Genomic DNA, 20,364 nt, shown 5'->3' with positions numbered 1-20,364 from the left:
TCAAACAATTCAGAATTGTTTGAGTGCCAGACACCTACAAAGGAGGCTGCATATACCTATGAAAGAACAAGTAATCGAGCGATTAATTCGCTACGCAAAAATCGATACACAATCCGACTTCACAAGTGAAACTACTCCTTCCACTCAAAAGCAATTTAATTTATTGCATGTATTGAAGGAAGAATTGGCTGCAATCGGCTTAACAGACATTACACTAGATGACAATGGCTATTTATTTGCAACACTTGAAGCAAATACAGATAAAGTAGTTCCCACAATTGGCTTTTTAGCGCATGTGGATACAGCTACAGACTTCACTGGTACAAATGTGAATCCTCAACGCATCGATCACTACGATGGCGGTGACATTCAATTAAACGAAAATTTAATCATGTCTCCAACTGAATTTCCTGAACTAAAAAATTATGTAGGCCAAACGCTAATTACAACAGATGGTACAACATTACTAGGTGCGGACGATAAAGCTGGCATCGCTGAAATAATGACTGCTATGGAATACTTAATAAATAACCCTGCTATTAAGCATGGTAAAATTCGTGTAGCTTTCACACCTGATGAAGAAATTGGCCGGGGCCCACATAAATTTGATGTTGCTGCATTCGGCGCTGACTATGCCTACACAATGGATGGCGGACCACTTGGTGAGCTACAATTTGAAAGCTTTAATGCTGCTGGCGTTAAAGTAACAACAAAAGGGACGAGTGTACACCCAGGTTCAGCGAAAAATAAAATGGTCAACTCTATCACGATGGCAATTGCCTTCCAAAATGAAATGCCTACAGATGCAGTACCTGAAAAAACAGAAGGTTATGAAGGCTTCATCCATTTAATGGACTTCAAAGGAGCTATTGAACATACAGAGCTTTCTTATATTGTACGTGACCATGATCGTCAAAAATTCGAAGAGAAAAAGCAATTAATGCGAGATGCTGCTGCCAAAATACAAGCACAGTTTGGCAAAGATGCACTGACAATTTCTATCGAAGATCAATACTATAATATGGGTGAAAAAATCGAGCCTGTAAAAGAAATTGTTGACATCGCCCGTCAAGCAATGGAAAAATTAGATATTACTCCGAATACATTACCGATTCGCGGTGGTACTGATGGTTCTCAACTTTCCTACATGGGTTTACCTACACCAAATATTTTTGCAGGTGGAGAAAACATGCACGGTAAATTCGAATATGTCTCTGGTGAAACAATGGAAAAAGCAACACAAGTTATTCTTGAAATCGTGCAACTATTTGAACAACAAGGCAAGTAAGTTTAACTTTACTTCGAGCAATAAGAAATATTAAAAAAGAAAGACTTTGTACAAAGTCTTTCAGATACTAAAATCCGCTTGGCTCCCAAAGAGCAAGGCACGATAAGCACTGCTTACGCAATGTCGTGCATTTACTTTCTTAGGAGGCAACGCGGATTTTTACTTAACCTTCAGATATTACTTTTTCTGCCGAAATTAATGACTGAATTTTCAAACTACATAAAAGTTAAGGGTGATGAATTATGAAAGAAATTGCATTAGGCATCTTAGCCTCACTTTTTTTTGCGGTGACATTTATTTTAAATCACGCGATGGAAATGCAAGGTGGTAGCTGGCTCTGGAGTGCATCACTTCGTTATTTTTTCATGTTGCCGTTTTTACTAGCTATTGTCTTTTATCGTAAAGGCTTATCTCCACTTACCAATGAAATGAAAAACAAACCAAGGGCTTGGCTTTTATGGAGCTTCGTTGGATTTGTACTATTTTATGCACCACTTACATTTGCTGCAGCATTCGGCCCAGGTTGGCTCGTTTCGGGTACATGGCAATTTACAATCGTTGCTGGTGTCCTTTTAGCTCCACTTTTTGTATCAGTAATCGCTGGAAAAACAGTACGTCAGAAAATCCCGTTAATTTCCTTACTTATTTCATGTGTGATTCTAGTTGGAATATTGCTTATTCAAGTACCACAGGCACAGTCTGCCCCAACTAAAAATCTACTGCTAGGGATTTTACCTGTAGTGATTGCTGCTTTTGCTTATCCACTCGGTAATCGAAAAATGATGGAAATATGCGGAGGACGTATTGATACATTTCAGCGTGTGCTTGGTATGACTATCGCTTCCATGCCTGCATGGATTATCATGGCGCTATATGCTGTTTTAACGGTTGGTCTACCTTCACTAAACCAAGTTCTACAATCATTACTAGTCGGGATTAGCTCTGGTGTCATTGCAACCATTCTATTTTTTATCGCAACAGACCGTGTGCGCGAACATCAAGGCAAACTAGCCGCTGTGGAAGCAACCCAATCAACCGAAATACTATTTGTCATTATTGGTGAGGTGCTACTACTTAACATTGCCTTTCCTGATCCAATTGCCCTTGCTGGACTTGGTATTATTATTGTCGGTATGTTGTTACATAGCTACTATACAATGGTACTTGAAAAAAAGAATGTGGCCCAACACACCTCCCCATCTGAACAGTCTTCATAACATATGAGGGTGCTGCTAAAAAATAAAAAGGACGGCTCATTCATCATAGGAATAAGCCGTCTAGAGATTTTACGTTCCCAAAAAATGAGGGGGGTTTTAGGAGCGCTTTATGAACTAGCAAACTTCTGGAGAAAAGTAGCTAAAGTTCACCCTCTCTACACTCGTTTTGTAGAGGAGGAATAATCTTTACATTGATAATGATAATCATTATCAATTAAATTGTCAACTATTATCTTTAAATTAACTTAAAAATTTTTCAAATAATTACAATGCCTTCTTAAGTGACCTTCTGTATTGCCACTGTTTTAGCTGAAAATGCAAAAAGCAACCGATACAAAAACCAGCAATAGCAACAGATGAAGCGATGGCTACCATTGTTGTCAATACATACCCTACTACATGCCAGTTAAAGAAAAACCCAACGAATCCTCCAGCTAAACATATGCTAGCAATACTAGAGTTAAATTTTTGTTGTTGGGCGTCTTCAGGTATATAGGAAGCTGGTGCTTTTTTCAAAAACAGTTTTCCCAATCGGATAATGGGATTAAAATTACATAAAACACCAAGTAAATTAGCGACTAAAGGAATGACTAATATCCAAGCAAGCCCTGTTATCCATGTCACTATGACACTTAACAAAATGGTCCATTGATTGAGTCGTACAAGTGGTCTTGGAATTGCATATGGCAATGACATTTAAAAACCTACCTTTCAGATATGTTTAATGTATTTTACTATATCGCATTCCATTTGTGAAGTAAAAATGATTAATTTATAATGGATGTTAATGATTGAAAAGAAAAGGTGATGACAGTGCCAGCTTTAACGATGGATCAAGTAAGACAACTGAATTCCTACAGTATTTATACAACAGAACCAAAACGAACATTATTTACATTAGCTGATATACATAAAGACTTTTACCATCCAGATTTTTTAAACCTTATGATGGGTATTACGGATGCGGCAACGGAAACCGCAGCTATTTCCCATTTTGCACGTCGCTATGGTATGTTTTTTGCAATGCAGCTATATATGCTTGCTGCCTATGATGAAGTATGGGATGGAAAGCCAATTGACATTCGTTTTGATGCGGCCAAGGAATTCAATAGCTTTACAGTTGCCATGTTTGTGAACCCTAATGATTGGCGTTACGTGGATGAAGATGAAAGACAATCTGTGATTGAAAAAATTTTATATGATGGGCATGTCATCGTTCAGCAATTGCGCAAAGTAACATCCATCTCTCCTTTAACCATTTGGGAAAATTTCTTTGGTTATCTACTTTGGCATTATCATCAACTGTTGTCTAACCCTGGCTTAGCAGACCAGGCAATGGAAGACATTGAGGCTTTAGAGAACCCTAAAACTTGGGCCCGTTTTTCACAAAAATCTTGGTGGGCTGACTATACTGGTGGTCAAAGCCCTACAAATTTAGTTAACGTTCCTGTCCGTAAATCTTGCTGTTTTTCAAAAGATATCCCTGGCTTACTTGCTTGTGGATTTTGCCCACTCAAGAAATAAAAAAAGCCTTCCCTCTCACACTTTGTGAAAGGAAGGCCTCCTTTTATTCCAAGCTATTTTTCATAAAGTACGAACCAGTCATTTTGCTCTTCATACATGGCAGTTCCCGTATATCCCGCTTTTAACAGTTGCTGCTGCAGGGCAGTATCCCCCATCAAAACAGCTTGTTTTTCAGTATAAGCTGGTTGTTCCTGTTTTAAATCTTTATAGAAAATATATCGCAATTTATCAACATACTTAATCTTCAAGCCCTTTATGACAAGCCCTTGTGAAAATTTATCTTTTAGGCTCGGTATATTATACGGTTTAACCGTAGAGCAAACATAGTCGTAGCAATCCAAATCAATAGCGTTCATCACAACCGTTGCTAATGTTTTTTGTAATCCGTAGCCGCGATAATGTGGGGAGACATTGGATATCTCTTGATATAAAACACGCTGGAACTGATCCTCTGGAATTCCGCAATCATAGCCAAGGTGATCGTTATCAATAGGTGGATTTAATAATGCTCGAAAGCCAATTAACTCATGCTCTACATATGCCCCAATCATCAAACCATTTCCTTGCAAAATGTACTCGAATTCTTCCGTCGTTAAAGGCTGTAAAATGCTTTGGTCTGGCAAAGTCTCGTAAACTTCTTGCTGTAACTTCTCAATCGCAGGTAAATGCTGAAGTTGTAATTTCGTAACATAAAAAGGCGTTTCTCCTAGCATTCCTTCATAAATTCTATCCATGTTAACGCCTCCTTAAGCAGTGACTATTGTTGAAAATTCACATAGTTCCTTAAGTACTGTTTCATCTATATCGACACCTAAGCCTGGTTTTTCTGTTAGACAAATGAACGGTACATCATAGTGTAAATTACCAATATCCTTCGAGAATTTAAGTGGACCTGTTAATTCTACACTAGTCATAATTTTTTTCGAGAATGCTACATGGAAACCAGCCGCTGAACCTACAGATGACTCAACCATTGAACCAATTTGACATTCGATACCTGCCATTTCCGCCATGACAGCTAATTTCATAGCAGGATAAATTCCACCGCATTTCATTAGTTTAATATTTACTTTATCTGCTGCACGCTTTAAAATGATTTCACGCATCTCACGTACGCCTCGAAGTCCCTCATCAATCATTAACGTGACATCAGATTTAGATTTAATTTCTACCATGCCGTCAATATCTTCACTATCAACAGGCTGTTCTAACCAATCAATATTTAAATCTTTTAGTAAACGTAAACCTTGTAAAGTTGTAGAGGCGTTACCCCATCCTTGGTTGACATCTACTCGAATGGCAATCTCCTCGCCTACACGCTCACGTACCGCTTTAATACGAGCAACGTCACGTCTAACTTCCGTTCCTACCTTCATTTTAAATGATTGATAGCCCATTTCTACGCGTCTAGCTGCTTCATTTGCCATTTCTTCAGGAGTGCCAATACTTAACACGTGGGTAATCGGGAATTTCTCATGATAGCGACCGCCAAGTAACTGATATACTGGTACTTGAAGCGCTTTACCAGCAATATCAAAACATGCAATATCAATTGCCGCTTTAGCAGCAGGTACATCCTTTACGATGTGATTCATTTTATCGTGGAGTTTTTCAAAAGCCATTGGATTTTCTCCAATAATCGCAGGGACAAGTTGGTGTTTTAACACTGCATACGTACTTTCCCATGATTCGCCTGTTACATGCTCATCAGGTACCGCTTCACCATAACCAACAATGCCTGTATCTGTTGTTATTTTCAAAATGATAGAAGGCATTGTATCATAAGTAGCATAACTAATAATAAAAGGATCGATAAGTGGTAATTGGATTGCAAAAATTTCTACTTGTTGGATTTTCATTTTATATCATACTCCTGTAATTTTATAGTTGTCGTTAATATGTCGTTAATTGCTTAAAAAATATAGAAAAGGAACGATGCCTATGCCTACAAAAATAGCAATTATATGTTCTAAAGCTTTTATGAAACGTATACTTAGTATCGCACAAAACATAGAGAATATTCAATTAGAATTTTACCTTTACAATCAGCCTTCCGAAGCACCGTCATTATTAAAACAAATTAAACCATGTGATGCTCTTTTACTCGGGGGAACATTACCCTATTTACATGCACAATCATCCCTCGAATCATTGCCGATTCCTTGGAATTATTTAAAGCAAGATGAGGTAACCATTGCGACGACTTTATTATCACTTATTGCAAATAAAGCAATTTCTTTACAAAGGGTATCTATCGATGTCATGCACCCTATCTTTGTCGATAAGGTTCTATCAGAGATAGAATATACCGGAACAAAACCATATGTTCACCCCATTTGCATTACTGAAACATCAAAACATATTTTGAAAAAACATGTCGCTCTTTGGGAAGCCAACCAAATTGATTATGTTATTACAAGCATTCATAGTGTATTTGATGAATTACAGCTACAGAACATTCCTGCAATGCGCATGTTAGATGCAAAAAGTTCCATTATCCAATGTCTTGAAGAAACGAAATCAAGATCACTGCTTACTAAATCCGAATCGGCAAAAGCAGTCGTAGGATTTTTAGCTGTTCCTGAAAAAAACCAATGCGCAGACATTGTACAGCAAATTACAGCAGCGATACGTGCAACCTATAAGGAAATTACCCCTCATTATTATGAGCTTTATACAACAGCTGGACATTTACAAAATGCACTCGACATGGAAAATTTATCGCACCTAATGCAACAAATAAACACGCCCTTTAGGCTCGCCTTTGGCTATGGACACTCCATATATGAAGCTGCTGAAAATGCGACATATGCATTAAAATTTTCCAAACCATATGAAATTTATATTTTAGATGAACAAAAAAATCTTTTGGGCCCATTTCCAAAATCAGCAGGTAAACTCTCTTTAAAAACAAAAGATCCGTATATTTTACAAATGGCTAAACAGACAAGCTTAAGCCCGTTAAATATCTCGAAAATTATTCAATTTAGTAGAGAACGACAATCTTCACAATTTACAGCGCAAAATCTTTCAGAATACTTACAAGTTACTCGTCGGACTACTGAACGTATTATCAAAAAATTAGTTGACCACGGTTATGCGAACATTGTTGGTGAAGAAATGACCCATCAGCAGGGGCGACCACGTACAATTTACGAATTAAATTTTGCAACCTATTCTTAGAACTAACAAGCCCCATCACAACACTTTCCTTGGCGAACGAGCACCTCATCTCATGGTATACATCATGATTACAAAGTCTCTTCTTGCCAACAGTTAGCTGCGTGATGGGGCTTGCCCTCTTTGGCTTTACTAAGCAAAATTCTTCAGAGTATTCCCTCTATTTGAGCAAAACTCGTTTTAATTTAGTCTGCTACGACCATATTATTCATTTCATTTTCTTGCGCATCTTTTTTACGTTGGTTTGCCTCTTCAATTTCTTCTGGTGTCATCTTAACAATGGCAAATCCGACATAACCATAAATAATTGAAATAATTGGCACAACAAAGTTTAGTATTGCATAAGGTGCATATTCCATTGCGCTAACACCTAACGTTGCTAATATAAATACACCACAAGTATTCCATGGGAAGAATACGGATGTTAACGTTCCGCCATCTTCAAGCGCACGCGATAAATTTTTCGAATGCAAGCCGCGGTTTTGATATACGCCTGCAAACATACGAGAAGGTACAACAATAGAAATATACTGTTCTGAACATGTTGCATTTGTTGTAATACATGCGGCAATTGTTGAAGCAATAAGGCTGCCTGTAGATTTAGCAAATTTCACAACGACATCCATCAGTGCTTTTAACATGCCTGAATATTCTAACACCCCACCGAATGTCATGGCTACAATCGTCATTGAAACCGTATACATCATTGAATCTAAGCCACCACGATTAAAGAGCTCGTCCACCATTTCATTTCCTGTCGAAATAGCAAATCCTTCTTGTAATGCTTGAACAGCCATCGTTGGCGATCCACCTTGCACAAAAATTTGTAATAAGAATCCTGAAATAATCCCAATAATTAATGCTGGTATCGCAGGAACCTTTTTTGCCACCATGACAATAACGCCAACTGGGACAAGTAATAACCATGGAGAAATCACAAAGCTTTTTTCCATAACATCAAGCGTAGTCAGTATTTTTTCAGAATTCATGGCTACGTCAGCAAAACTTCTGCCCATAAACCCAAATGCGACAAGTGTAATGATTAATGCAGGTATTGTCGTATATAGCATATGTTTTATATGGTCGAACAAATCTGTATTTGTTAAGCCCGCTGCTAGATTTGTTGTATCCGATAAAGGTGACATTTTATCACCAAAATATGAACCTGAAATTACTGCTCCTGCAATCATCGGTGCAGGAATCCCCATACTTAAACCGATACCCATACCAGCAACACCGATTGTTGCCATTGTTGACCATGAGCTACCGATTGCTAGCGAAACGATTGAACATAATAGCAAGATCGTTACTAAAAACCAAGCTGGAGAAATTAACTTTAAGCCGTAAAAAATCATGGTAGCAACGACTCCACCACCAATCCATGCTCCAATTGTCAAACCTACTAAAATAATAATGACAATGGCTGGAAGTGCTAGACGAATACCTTTATACATCATTTCCTCTATTTCCATCCACTTAAAGCCGTGTTTTTTGGCAACAATTGCTGCCACAATTGTTCCTACAATAAGTGGCACGTGTGGACTTTGCTCTAACATAACTACTGTCACTAGCATTGTCGTTATCATTATTGCAAAAGTCAGGAGCGCCCAACTTGCACTAATATCCTTTTTCATTGTCCCATCCCCTTTTTTTGCACCCAATTATAAATTTGCATTTCATCAGTGCAAATATATTTTTACGATTTTTAGCTTAATATTCAAAAAATATAAAGTCAACGCAAAAATTTTATGCTTCTATAGCAATTCTGAATATTAAAGGGCAAAAAAACGCTTCCAAATAGCAATTACAAACCATTCAAAAACGCGTATTTTTATGCATTTCTTCCCAAAAAGCAAGGAAAAAGAGGCTCTATCCAACGTGTAAAGCTTGGATAGAACCTCTTTGAATTACCTATTCATGGATGGGCTTTTTTTCTAATACACACGCAAGAACTTTCGATGCGTCTATTAATGCACTTCGTTCAAAAGTCATTTTTGGATGATGCAGCCCAGGAACTAAATTAGCACCAATGCCAATCATTGTCGCTTTTAGTTCGGGTTTTTTGACTGTATAAAAATGAAAATCATCGCTTCCTGGTGTTGTAATTTCATCCGCCAAAAATTGCTCTCCGAGTGTTTCTAAAATAGCATTTTTAGCCATTTCAGCAGCAATTGGTGAAACCTCTGCACCAGGTGTGAAATCGACCCATTTCCAATTCATTTCAATTTCAAACTGCTGTTGGATTGATTTTAGTCCCGATTCAATGCGGCTTCGAAGTAATTCTAACTGATGATTATGCTGCGCCCGAATATCCATTGAAAAGCTAGCACTACCTGGAATAATATTCGTGCTACCACCATCCGCAATAATCTTAGTTAGTTTGGCAGAGTGTGGCTCGAATGGAGATAAATGAATGCTATTTAACATTAATTGTATTGCCATAATGACATCATTCGCATTTTTACCTTGATGCGGTCTTGCACCATGGGCATCAATACCATGTATTGTTCCATCTAGAAAATAGGCAGCACCATGGTGGATAGCAGGTGAAACCTTTCCTAAAGGCAACTCTTCAATCGGTCTCAAGTGAACACCAAATAAATGCGAAACATCGTCAACTGCTCCACGGTCAAATGCTGCACAAGCACCATTTCCCACTTCTTCAGCAGGTTGGAATATAAATCTGACGCGATGTTGCAGCGGTCGATCTTTAAGCAATAATAGCGCTCCTAGTACCATTGTAATATTAGCATCATGACCACAGGAGTGATTCGCTTGCCATTTACCATCTACTTCTTGCCATAACGCATCAATATCTGCACGAACTGCTACAATCTCATCGCCTGTACCAATTTCAGCGATTAACCCTGGCACATCACCTAATAAACGGTAAGATACGTTTAAGTCATCTAATATAGATGCAATTTTCTTAGTTGTTTCATACTCCTTCCAACTTACTTCTGGATAATTATGAAAATGTTCAAACCATTGATACATTGATTCTTCTAACATTGCTGCACTTGTCATAACCACACCTCGATATACCTTTTTTTCTCCCCCATTATACATGAAAGCTTTTTAGAAAAGTATATATGAAATTAGTACTATATCCATTTTAAAATCATATAACTTCATAATAAAACGCTTCAACACTTCTTACTATTTTATGTAAACTTCATAAAAAGGTGACTGTACTATACTTTTATGCAATAGTAAAAGGCTGTGTTAAAAGTAGTCGTTCCACTTTTAGCACAGCCTTTTTGAAAATGCGTTATAAACTTGAAAAAAAACCTTCTGGATATTCTTCATATTGGAGTTGATTTGTTTGCTCCTCAATATTTTGGTTTGATGTCAGGAATTCTGCCTCTTGATCCATCAAATACGTTTCAAATTTCGAGTTTAATAATTGTTCCATTCCTCGTCACCCTCCTTTGTTAATTGAATTTTCTGATAATTTTATTATATACTAACTTTTTATTAAAAATCAATAAATAATACTCATTATGCATAATATATATCGATTTCATCTCTTTTTGATATAAGATATACTTAAAATAAATTCGAATAAACAGCAATGGTCATCCCTCTCCATTTTTCCATATCAAAAAAGCATCCAAGTGACTACTTTACTTGGATGCTCTTACGATTTTCTTAAGCTGTTACGCTTTTATTATCATTGTCCATACCGTTACCGCCATACTTATGCTGTGTTAAAATTTGAATCACTACAAGCACAATAAAGATTGCGAGACCTGCCCAGTCAGAGAATTTTTCAGGATAGATGAGCAATAATCCAGCTACGATGGCAATCAGACGTTCAAACCACAACACTTTACGATACCAATAGCCAATTACGCCAGCACCAATTGCAACCATTCCCGTAACAGCCGTAAAGACTACCCATAATATTTGCGGTATCGTTGTATCAATCATTAATAAAGCTGGTGAGAAAACAATCATATACGGAATAATAAATGCAGCAATGGCAAGTTTTGCAGAGTTTACACCAGTCTTAATTGGATCGCCACCTGATATTCCAGAAGCAGCAAATGCAGCAAGTGCTACTGGCGGTGTAATATCGGCAATAATACCAAAATAGAACACAAAGAAGTGCGCCGATAATAAGACAACAACTGGCACTAATTCTTGTGGTGTATTAGGCGATAATAATGCCACAATCGCTGGTGCTGCAATGGTTGATGTAATAACATAGTTTGCCGTTGTTGGAGCACCCATTCCTAAAATTAGTGAAGCAATCATAACGAAAACAAGTGTTAAAATAATACTTCCTCCAGCTAAAGCTACTAAACTATTAGCTAAACTTAAGCCTAAACCTGTTTTAACCACTACCCCTACAATAATACCAGCGCAAGCTGTTGCCGCAACTACACCAAGTGCTGTACGAGCTCCTTCAACTAGTGCATCGATAATATCTTTCGGCTTTAAGCGCGTATCTTTGTTAAACATCGCGACTGCAATGGATATTAAAATCCCATACAGTGCAGCATGCATAACAGGCGTACCTGTTAGCATCAGTATAATAATAGAAACAATTGGTAGTAACAGATAAATCTTCTTAAATACCTCTTTACGATTTGGCATTTGATCATCACGTAAGCCTTTTAAGCCGACACGCTTCGCTTCAAAATGCGTCATAATCCAAATACCTGTAAAATACAGCAACGCAGGAATAGCAGCTGCTTTTGCAATATCCCAATATGTAATTCCACGTCCAATGAACTCCACCATTAGAAATGCCGCAGCACCCATAATCGGAGGCATTAACTGCCCGCCAGTAGAAGCAGCCGCTTCAACTGCACCAGCAAATTCTTTACGGTATCCTAGCTTTTTCATCATCGGAATCGTGTATGAACCAGATGTGACTACATTGGCAACAGAGCTTCCTGAAATCATACCTTGTAGAGCACTTGAAAAGACAGCTACTTTTGCTGGCCCACCAATTAATTTTCCAGCGAATGCTACAGCCAGATCATTAAAATATTGCCCAACTCCTGTTTTTACAAGAAATGCCCCAAATAATAAGAATACAAAGATAAATGTAGCCGATACACTAATCGGTGTTCCTAAAATACCATCTGTCGTATAAAACATCAGATTCACAATACTTTCAAAATCCTGACCTCTATGCGCCATAAAGGCTGGGAAATAAGGACCGAAATAGGCATAAATTAAAAAACATACTGCGATAATCGTTATCGGTAAACCTACTGCTCGACGTGCAGCCTCAAGCACAAGGAAAACAGCTATTAAACCGACTATAAAATCCAACTGTGTAATGGTCCCATTGCGATTAACAAGTTCTGTATAATTCAATGCCCAATATGAACCGACTACTACCGATAATAACGATAAAATATAATCAAACCATGCAATTTTATGCTTTGGCGCCTTTCTACGGGCTGGAAATAATAAGAAAATCAGAGCTAAACCAAACCCTAAGTGAATCGTCCGTTGAATGGGTGCTGTAAATTGCCCAAAAATCGCTGTATACAATTGAAACAATGAAAATGCCAATAATCCAAAGAAGATTATATGTTTCATAATGCCTGATATTGTTCGCACATTGGATTCGATATCGTATTTTTCAAGTATCGCTTGTTGCGCTTCAGCGGATATTTGTTCAAATTCTTCTTTTACCTCGGTGTTACGTTCATGCTGTTTTGTCATTTCATCCTAACTCCTTTCCATCGTTCATAAAGCGATAATCGCTTCACCTCAAATAAATAGGACTTACCCCTTTGCAAATCTTTTTTTAAATCGTATTCTTGTTCCTTGTAAACAAACACAAGGTCTAAGTCTAAATCCCCGATATAAATTGTGAAGTTTTCAATGACTTCCTTGTCAAATTGCAAAAAATATTTACCATCTCGTTGTGTTAACGTTTGATTTTCCTCAGCGTAGCCAGGCATCCCAATTGCTAAGTCTTCATACTCCATTCCAATCATTTGAATACGCTGTTCTTCTATACAACGATAATATTCCAGTACATCTGATTTATGGATAGAGTGTGTGTACCTTATACGAAAATCCTCATCAGATGTTAGTGGAATATAATGTACGATTGGATCGTCTACCCTTGTTTCTGTAAATGCGAATACCTTTTGAAGAGGAAGAAAAATAATGATGCCGAGGCATATACAACATACGGCTATTACCAAACCTATTCTCCTCTTTCGCATCACATCTGTTCCCCCACTTTAAAAACTATTCGCTATTTTGCTAGCATCTTTATGTAACAAAAAGGGGCCCGAAGCTTTACGCAATCCGAGCCCGTTTCATGTTTAAGAAAATATAAAAAACCATTATCAATGTCCAAAAATCACCTTGTTAAACCACGAGCGAATGTTCGTTTTTCAATAGCTTGGAACATGTAAAGCGATGTTGTCCTATTTATTTTCATCAAAGTATTTTTGAGCACCTGGATGAATATCAATACTGATACCATCTAAAGCTGTTTCAGCTTTAATAAATGCACCTTTAGCATGTGAAATTTTGTCTGTATTACTATAAATCGCTTTTGTCATAGCATATACAACATCTTCTGGTAAATCCTTATTCACTGCTAACATCGCAAGAACAGAAACAGTCTCTGTATCATTCGCAATACCGTAAGTACCAGCTTTTACTGTATCTTTTGCATAGTAAGGATATTTGGCAATAAGCTCATCTGCTTTACCAGCATCTACACCGATAATATTAACTTTTGTCGTCGCATTTAATGCCTCTACAGCCCCTGTTGGTGTACCAGCAGTAATAAATGCCGCATCGATTTGACCTGATTGAAGACCATCAGTAGACTCACCAAAATCAAGATTTTGCGCTTTAATGTCATTCATTGTTAAACCATGAATTTCAAGTAATTGTTCAGCATTGGCATAAGTCCCAGAACCCGGAGCCCCTACAGAAACTTTTTTCCCTTTTAAATCTGCATATGTTTTAATACCAGAAGCTTCAGTTGTTACTAATTGAACAGTCTCTGGGTAAAGTGCACCTAATGCCGCAATCGTATCAATTTTTTTACCTTCAAACATGAATTTACCTTCAGTTGCGTAATAAGCGATATCTGTTTGCACAAACGCAATCTCACCTTTACCTTCTTGCAAGGCAGTCATATTTGCTGCAGAGGCTTGTGAAACTTCTGCTGTCGTTTTAATACCTGTTTCTGTTGTAATTAAATCAGCAAATGTACCACCTAATGCATAGTAAGTACCTTGCGTTCCACCTGTTAATAAACTTAAAAATTTTGGCTTTTCAGAGCTAGCTGTATCACCATTCCCATTTTCCTTATCCGAACCTGTACTACTATCAGATCCACATGCCGCTAAAATTAAAAGCGCAATGGCACTTAATAGCATGAATAATCTAAATTGCTTTTTCTTCATATTAACCTTCCCCCTTTGGTTATAATTAAGAATCAATTTAAAATTATCAAATTTAGTATAATTATGTCAACCTATTTATAGTAAATTCAGATAATTATAATTATACAAAATGACATAAATACGAACAACACCCAATTATAATACGCTGTTATTTACCCTTCTTTTTTCTCTAATAAACTAAAAAATACTCTACTACAATAAAATATACTAGTGTAGAAATGTATACATATTGTATAAAAATATACTCCTTGCTAGCTATTTATTTTTATTACATGGAAAATAGGATGAAACTCACAACCTACTACACAACGTAGTGGTGGAGAATGCATAAGCCCCGCCCGTCTATGCGAGCAGCCTGTAACGCAAAAAAACACCCCCACAATACTGAACTGCACCCCAATTGTTAGACACATCTAACAATTGGAGGTGCAGTTTTTAATGGCAAAATATACTGCAGAGGAAAAATTACAAGCAGCTTTACGATACTTAGAAGGCAAAGAAAGTTCACATGAAATTGCTAAATCGATTGGGACAGATCATAAGGCTATTCTTAACTGGGCTAAACAATATGAGTATAACGGTGTTGAAGCGTTTATAAAATCATATACAAACTATACAGCACAGTTTAAACTAGACGTACTAAACTTCATGATTGAGCACGGCACGTCCTTAATAGAAACAGCGGCTATCTTTGGTATAGCAGCTCCATCGTCCATTATTCATTGGCGAAAACAGTTTGAAACAAAAGGATTCGATGCCCTTCAATCAAAGGAAAAGGGGCGTCCATCCATGAAAAAAGAAACCAATAAACAACCAAAACATACACCAGTAGAAGGCTCACCAGAAGCACTTCAAGCTCGTATCAAGCAGCTTGAAATGGAAAACGAGTATTTAAAAAAGTTGAACGCCTTAGTTCAAGCCAAAGAAACATCACCAAAGAAGACAAAGTAAAGGTCATCTATGAATTAAGGCATAAATACTCGGTGAAGGCACTTGTCGAATTCGCACAGATTCCACGTAGTACGTATTATGACATAGTGAAGAAACTGAATCGTCCCGATCCAGATACCGACTTAAAGGCTGAAATTCAATCCATCTATAACGAACATGAAGGGCGTTACGGATACCGTCGCATTCGTGATGAACTCGCAAATCGTGGACGAAGAGTGAATCATAAGAAAGTACAACGTATCATGAAAACACTTCGTTTAAAGTGCGTAGTCAGAATGAAAAAGTATAAATCATATAAAGGGACAGTCGGTAAAATCGCACCGAATATTTTAGACCGCAAATTTACAGCTGAAGCCCCTAATGAAAAGTGGGTAACAGATATTTCAGAGTTTAAATTGTTTGGTGAAAAACTCTATTTATCCCCTGTTTTAGACTTATTTAACGGAGAAATTATTACTTACACAATTGGTCATCGACCAACGTATTCACTTGTCTCAGAAATGTTGGAGAAAGCATTAGAGAAGTTACCAGAGGAACGCCAATTACTGATGCATTCCGATCAAGGCTGGCATTATCAAATGAAGCAATACCGTCACGCACTTGCATCAAAAGGCATTGTGCAAAGTATGTCACGTAAAGGCAACTGTTATGACAACTCGGTGATGGAGAATTTCTTTGGGATTTTGAAATCGGAATTCCTTTATTTAAAGGAGTTCGAAAGTGTTGAGCATTTTAAATTGGAACTTGAAAACTATATAACGTATTACAATACGAAACGAATTAAGGCAAAATTAAAACTGAGTCCGGTACAATACCGAACTCAGTTTACCCAAGCTGCCTAAATGAAATAACCGTGTCTAACTTTTAGGGGTCACTTCATACGTAGTGGTAGGGTGTTTCAACTTTATGTTAACAAATTAGCCAACTAACTTCCTGACTGGATTGCTCCACATGCAATTCTTGCACCTGAATTACCAGCAGGGTCTGTTTTATAATCGTCTGCTGCTTCATGGATAACTAATGAAGTACCTTCTCCATCCATTAAGGAATTTTCAGCATTCTTTTGTAATGTTACACCTTCAGCTAAGAAATTTAAATCTACCGTCCCATCTTCACCAACTTCTAAATTTGGTAAATCACCTAAATGATAACCGTTAGGATTTAATTTTCCATGCTCCTTATTTGTTGGATTAAAATGCGAACCTGCCGATTCAAACTTAGGTGCTTCACACTTCGCTACTGAATGGATATGAATACCATGCGTGCCCGCTGGTAAACCACTTAATGCTAAAGTTACTTTAACCCCATTGTCTTCTTCCTCAAAAAAAGCATTCCCATAGCTCTCATTATTTGAACCAATTACTTTTGCAGTTGCCGTTAAAGACGAATTGGCATTAGAGTTAACGGCTACTTTTTCATCTTTCTTATCAAAAAGATTGCACCCTCCGACAAAGACAGTCAAAGAAATAATTAAGATAGATATTTTTTTCATGTTATTACCTCCTCTATTTCTGATGGTACCCATCTCTACCAATAGTTATGCAATACATACCGGTGTTTTCTCATCACACCATCAAAAGGTAATATTATGAAAACTGCTTGTAAACAGTAATTAATGGCTATAGTCTTTATATTGAGCGTATTCGATTGACCCCAATCAATCGAATACTTACTATGCCGTTGATGGCCAAGCATAGTAAGCCGTAACCCTATGCTTACATTTGTCCTGTTTAAGCAGGGGGCACCACTTGCGTTTCCATCAGTTAGTAGTGAAACCTTGTTATCGGTGCAAACTACAACAACAAAGAGGCTGGGACAAAAGAGAAAAAGTGTTAGATTGATGGCAATCAATCTAACACTTTTTTGCAGCGCCGTTGTTGTCCGCTTCGTCGGTTCTTTCCGCGGGCACACACGTAAGCCGCAACCCTCGCTGTCCCGCAGGAGTCACCGCCTCCGCTACCAACAACTAGTGAACACTTCTAATTTTTTATTTATTGCAAAAGCAAGGATAGCTAAGTGTGCTAAGTCTCCATATAGCAAAAATTTATGAACACCTTTCCTCTGTACATTAAATTATTTTAGTTTTGTCCCAGCCTCCTTTTCTATTATGATTGAATAACACCACATGCAATTCTTCCGCCTGATTCACCAGTAGGGTCTGTCATATGGTCGTCCTCGTTTTCATGAATAACAAGCGCAGTACCTTCCCCATCCATCAAAGAGTGTTCAGCATCTTTTTGTAACGTTACACTTTCTGCCAAGACACTCATAGTTGCAGTACCGTCCTCCGCTACCTCTAAATTCGGTAAATCCCCGAGATGATGGCCATGCGGATTATCCTTGCCATGCTCTTTCTGCGTTGGATTGAAATGCCCTCCTGCAGTACCGAAATCCGGCCCTTCGCATTTCCCCACTTCATGTATATGCATACCATATTTTCCAGCAGGTAAACCACTTACCGTAACGGTTACTTTCACACCATCAGCCTGTTCTTCAAATTTGGCTTCTCCTAAACTTTTATTATCCGAACTCATTACTTTCGCAGTGGCAGTTAAAGCAACCGAGCTATCTGATACTGATTGTTGTTCCGCTTTCTCATCCTTATCAGCGCAGCCCACCAAAAAAACACCTAAAGAAATAATAAGTAAAGTTGTCAATTTCATTTTATTACCGTTGCCAAAAATCTATAAATATCTATAAATCTTGTTTAATTCCCTGTTCAACAAGTCCGATTTCGATCGCTACAAGTAACCCATCTACTTTCATATAACTCTCCGAGGGCGTAAATTCGGATACAACGCATCCTACATATTAGCGTTATCTTGTTGGTGATATTATGCTAATTTATATTTGGCAAGATTAATACTTGCATTTAAATCCCTATCAATACATAAGCCACAACTACAACTATAAACTCGATCTTTGAGTTTTAAGTCTTTGTTAATCTCCCCACAGTGACTGCAAGTTTTGGATGATGGATAAAATCTATCTGCTACTACGAACTCAATTCCTCTAAATTTACACTTATATTCAAGTTGTCGTTTAAATTCATAATAACCTTATTTTGAGATAACTTTAGATAGATGCTTATTTTTCATCATGCCTATAATATTTAAATCTTCTATTACAACTCTGTATGGCTTGGTTTTCACTATACTTGTTGTCGTTTGGTGAAGATAATTAGTCCGTATATTAGTCAATCTTCTGTGGACTAGTCGTATCCGATTTTCAAGTTTTATAATATTTTTAGTTTTGACATACTCCTTTCCTTTTTTATTTTGTTTATATTTTCTAGTTACTTGTCTTTGTAGTCTTTTTAAGCTCTTTTCATTTTTTCTAACTACATAAGATTTATTTTTCCTAAGAACTGTATCGGCTAAAAATTCGCCTCCATTTTTATAATTTTCTTCTTGTTTTGCAAGTGTCCAATTATAGATAAATCTTGCTGTTCCTACTGATTGCCACAACTTTTGTTCTTGCGATTCACTTGGGTACAATCTAACTTTCTTTGCCAGTATCATTCTCTAGCAACTCTCTTTTGAACTGTTTTGCCTATCTTATTTGCAACAATGCGATTACACTGCAACAACTATAAAATTAACTATTTTTGTATAGATTCATTTAAACTGTATCATCCTCCTTTTTTATAGTTTATCATTTATCAGAATACTCTCGCAACTCATAACTAGGTATTTATCCTCATTACAAATAAAGGGATTTCTCAGAAAAATACTAAGAAATCCCTATGTTGTATTAATTTAAAATTTTTACCGTAACTGTTCGAACACCCCAATTACGAGCTTGTCCATCAGAAGGAATAAATACATCAATTTTATTTCCTTTTATCGCACCACCAGTATCAGCAGCTATCGCTTCGCCATAACCTTCTACCCACACCTTCGTTCCAAGGGGAATAACACGTGGATCAACAGCAATCACCTTTAAATTTGGATTTGAGCGTATGTCTGTCCCGTTTGCTGTAATTCCTGAACAACCTTTACAATATGCTGTATAAGCTGTTGCACGCATTGTATATGTCTGACCATTTTGACTCGCTGGAGCACTTGCTGTTGTTGTCGCTTGTTTTGTTGTGGCCGTTTTTGTTGTAGCTTGTTTTGTTGCAGGCTTCTGTGCAATGGTTTTTGCTGTTTTTGGCTTTGCTGCTGAAGCTTTAACAGCTAACGTTTCACCAACTAAAATTAAATCTGATGTGAGGTTATTCCATTCTTTTAAATCGTCCACCTTAACATTATGAACTTTAGCAAGACTGAATAATGTATCACCGGCCTCAATAAGGTGGGTGTCATCTGTCTTTTCTTCCTCCAGTATTTTTTCCATACTCAAGGTCTGATCAGGATTAATCCATATCGAATCAAATTCGTCTAACTGTTGCAACTCGGCTAAACTCAAATTATAAATAGGTGAGATGCCCCAAAGTATGTTGCTCGTCTGACCAGTATATACTCCCTTAGCAGAAGTGGTACTCCCGAACATCCCCATGCCAAGAGTCAATGCTACAGCTAATGCTATTGCCTTTTTCTTCATAATAAGTAATACCTCCAGTTGTTTTATATTTCTGCAATCTGTTGCTAGCACACTAGAGAATTAGGCTCTTAAGTATACAAGCATTATTGTAGAATGCATCTAAATATCACAGGACTTGGACCTGATATTACAAATTATTACTATTTAATCAGTAAAATATACAATTTCAATCAATTTTTTCTCCAATTAAACAATTATATGGAAAATTAAGATCAAATCTCTACAATCTATTTGCATATTTTATATAATGGAAATA

17 protein-coding genes and 2 pseudogenes are annotated in these 20,364 nt (G+C 37.2%); 5 read left to right on the top strand and 14 right to left on the bottom strand.

Annotated features, from left to right (window positions below):
• The first annotated feature begins 58 nt into the window (after nucleotides 1-58).
• Both pepT and I5435_RS01655 read left to right on the top strand, forming a co-directional pair.
• Nucleotides 59-1,288 (top strand): peptidase T, encoded by a 1,230-nt coding sequence (pepT, locus tag I5435_RS01660; protein ID WP_024362733.1) that lies wholly within the window; start codon nucleotides 59-61, stop codon nucleotides 1,286-1,288.
• 242 nt (nucleotides 1,289-1,530) lie between these two features.
• A complete protein-coding gene (locus tag I5435_RS01655) occupies nucleotides 1,531-2,505 on the top strand; it encodes a DMT family transporter (RefSeq protein WP_337983123.1) in 975 nt (324 codons plus the stop codon).
• A gap of 264 nt (nucleotides 2,506-2,769) precedes the next feature.
• Here the strand turns inward: I5435_RS01655 and I5435_RS01650 are convergent, their stop codons facing one another.
• Nucleotides 2,770-3,201, bottom strand: coding sequence for a DUF4395 domain-containing protein (locus I5435_RS01650; protein WP_025218497.1), 432 nt, complete (start codon nucleotides 3,199-3,201; stop codon nucleotides 2,770-2,772).
• Nucleotides 3,202-3,318: 117 nt separating this feature from the next.
• On the opposite strand from I5435_RS01650, the gene I5435_RS01645 reads away from it, so the two are divergent.
• Nucleotides 3,319-4,029 carry a Fe-S oxidoreductase gene (locus tag I5435_RS01645; protein ID WP_024362730.1) on the top strand — a complete coding sequence of 237 codons (711 nt, stop codon included), beginning with the start codon at nucleotides 3,319-3,321 and terminating at the stop codon, nucleotides 4,027-4,029.
• A gap of 53 nt (nucleotides 4,030-4,082) precedes the next feature.
• Here I5435_RS01645 and I5435_RS01640 read toward each other — a convergent pair whose 3' ends face one another.
• Together I5435_RS01640 and I5435_RS01635 are read right to left on the bottom strand one after the other, a co-directional pair.
• The gene (locus I5435_RS01640) at nucleotides 4,083-4,763 is read right to left on the bottom strand and encodes a GNAT family N-acetyltransferase (protein WP_337983122.1); all 681 of its coding nucleotides are present in this window, start codon (nucleotides 4,761-4,763) and stop codon (nucleotides 4,083-4,085) included.
• Between the two features lie 12 nt (nucleotides 4,764-4,775).
• Entirely contained in the window at nucleotides 4,776-5,888 is a 1,113-nt protein-coding gene (locus I5435_RS01635; protein WP_337983121.1) for a mandelate racemase/muconate lactonizing enzyme family protein, read from the bottom strand.
• Between the two features lie 82 nt (nucleotides 5,889-5,970).
• Between I5435_RS01635 and I5435_RS01630 the strand changes: the two genes are divergently transcribed.
• On the top strand, nucleotides 5,971-7,212 hold the full coding sequence (locus tag I5435_RS01630; RefSeq protein WP_337983120.1) for a hypothetical protein: 1,242 nt from the start codon (nucleotides 5,971-5,973) through the stop codon (nucleotides 7,210-7,212).
• 182 nt (nucleotides 7,213-7,394) lie between these two features.
• On the opposite strand, the gene nhaC is transcribed toward I5435_RS01630, so the two are convergent.
• The 6 genes from nhaC to I5435_RS01600 form a co-directional block, all read right to left on the bottom strand.
• Nucleotides 7,395-8,843, bottom strand: coding sequence for a Na+/H+ antiporter NhaC (nhaC, locus tag I5435_RS01625; RefSeq protein ID WP_024362726.1), 1,449 nt, complete (start codon nucleotides 8,841-8,843; stop codon nucleotides 7,395-7,397).
• 277 nt (nucleotides 8,844-9,120) lie between these two features.
• On the bottom strand, nucleotides 9,121-10,236 hold the full coding sequence (locus tag I5435_RS01620; protein WP_337983119.1) for an amidohydrolase: 1,116 nt from the start codon (nucleotides 10,234-10,236) through the stop codon (nucleotides 9,121-9,123).
• 244 nt (nucleotides 10,237-10,480) lie between these two features.
• Nucleotides 10,481-10,624: a hypothetical protein gene (locus I5435_RS01615; RefSeq protein ID WP_162832718.1), complete on the bottom strand. Its 144-nt coding sequence runs from the start codon at nucleotides 10,622-10,624 to the stop codon at nucleotides 10,481-10,483.
• A gap of 236 nt (nucleotides 10,625-10,860) precedes the next feature.
• The gene (locus I5435_RS01610) at nucleotides 10,861-12,897 is read right to left on the bottom strand and encodes a TRAP transporter permease (RefSeq protein WP_024362724.1); all 2,037 of its coding nucleotides are present in this window, start codon (nucleotides 12,895-12,897) and stop codon (nucleotides 10,861-10,863) included.
• Nucleotides 12,894-13,388 carry a DUF1850 domain-containing protein gene (locus I5435_RS01605; protein ID WP_227665400.1) on the bottom strand — a complete coding sequence of 165 codons (495 nt, stop codon included), beginning with the start codon at nucleotides 13,386-13,388 and terminating at the stop codon, nucleotides 12,894-12,896. The genes I5435_RS01610 and I5435_RS01605 overlap by 4 nt, the downstream gene beginning before the upstream one ends.
• Before the next feature lie 228 nt (nucleotides 13,389-13,616).
• Nucleotides 13,617-14,612: a TAXI family TRAP transporter solute-binding subunit gene (locus I5435_RS01600; protein ID WP_025218492.1), complete on the bottom strand. Its 996-nt coding sequence runs from the start codon at nucleotides 14,610-14,612 to the stop codon at nucleotides 13,617-13,619.
• A gap of 438 nt (nucleotides 14,613-15,050) precedes the next feature.
• On the opposite strand from I5435_RS01600, the gene I5435_RS01595 reads away from it, so the two are divergent.
• A protein-coding gene (locus I5435_RS01595) for an IS3 family transposase (protein WP_337982349.1) occupies nucleotides 15,051-16,405 on the top strand; the annotation gives its coding sequence in 2 pieces (ribosomal slippage) (nucleotides 15,051-15,504 and nucleotides 15,504-16,405; 1,356 coding nt in all).
• 83 nt (nucleotides 16,406-16,488) lie between these two features.
• Here I5435_RS01595 and I5435_RS01590 read toward each other — a convergent pair.
• The 5 genes and pseudogenes from I5435_RS01590 to I5435_RS01575 form a co-directional block, all read right to left on the bottom strand.
• A complete protein-coding gene (locus tag I5435_RS01590) occupies nucleotides 16,489-17,055 on the bottom strand; it encodes a superoxide dismutase family protein (protein ID WP_024362721.1) in 567 nt (188 codons plus the stop codon).
• A 613-nt stretch (nucleotides 17,056-17,668) separates the two neighbouring features.
• Entirely contained in the window at nucleotides 17,669-18,181 is a 513-nt protein-coding gene (locus I5435_RS01585; protein WP_337983118.1) for a superoxide dismutase family protein, read from the bottom strand.
• 216 nt (nucleotides 18,182-18,397) lie between these two features.
• Nucleotides 18,398-18,919: pseudogene (locus tag I5435_RS01580) on the bottom strand (RNA-guided endonuclease InsQ/TnpB family protein); the annotation flags it as partial.
• A gap of 42 nt (nucleotides 18,920-18,961) precedes the next feature.
• Nucleotides 18,962-19,084: pseudogene (locus I5435_RS23135) on the bottom strand (helix-turn-helix domain-containing protein); the annotation flags it as partial.
• A 232-nt stretch (nucleotides 19,085-19,316) separates the two neighbouring features.
• On the bottom strand, nucleotides 19,317-20,108 hold the full coding sequence (locus I5435_RS01575; protein ID WP_024364657.1) for a 3D domain-containing protein: 792 nt from the start codon (nucleotides 20,106-20,108) through the stop codon (nucleotides 19,317-19,319).
• Nucleotides 20,109-20,364 lie beyond the last annotated feature (256 nt).

This window comes from Lysinibacillus sp. C5.1 (assembly GCF_016350185.1).
GTDB lineage: Bacteria > Bacillota > Bacilli > Bacillales_A > Planococcaceae > Lysinibacillus > Lysinibacillus sphaericus.
The sequence above is the reverse complement of the archived record's forward strand: the minus strand, read 5'-3'. Positions and strand labels throughout refer to the sequence as shown.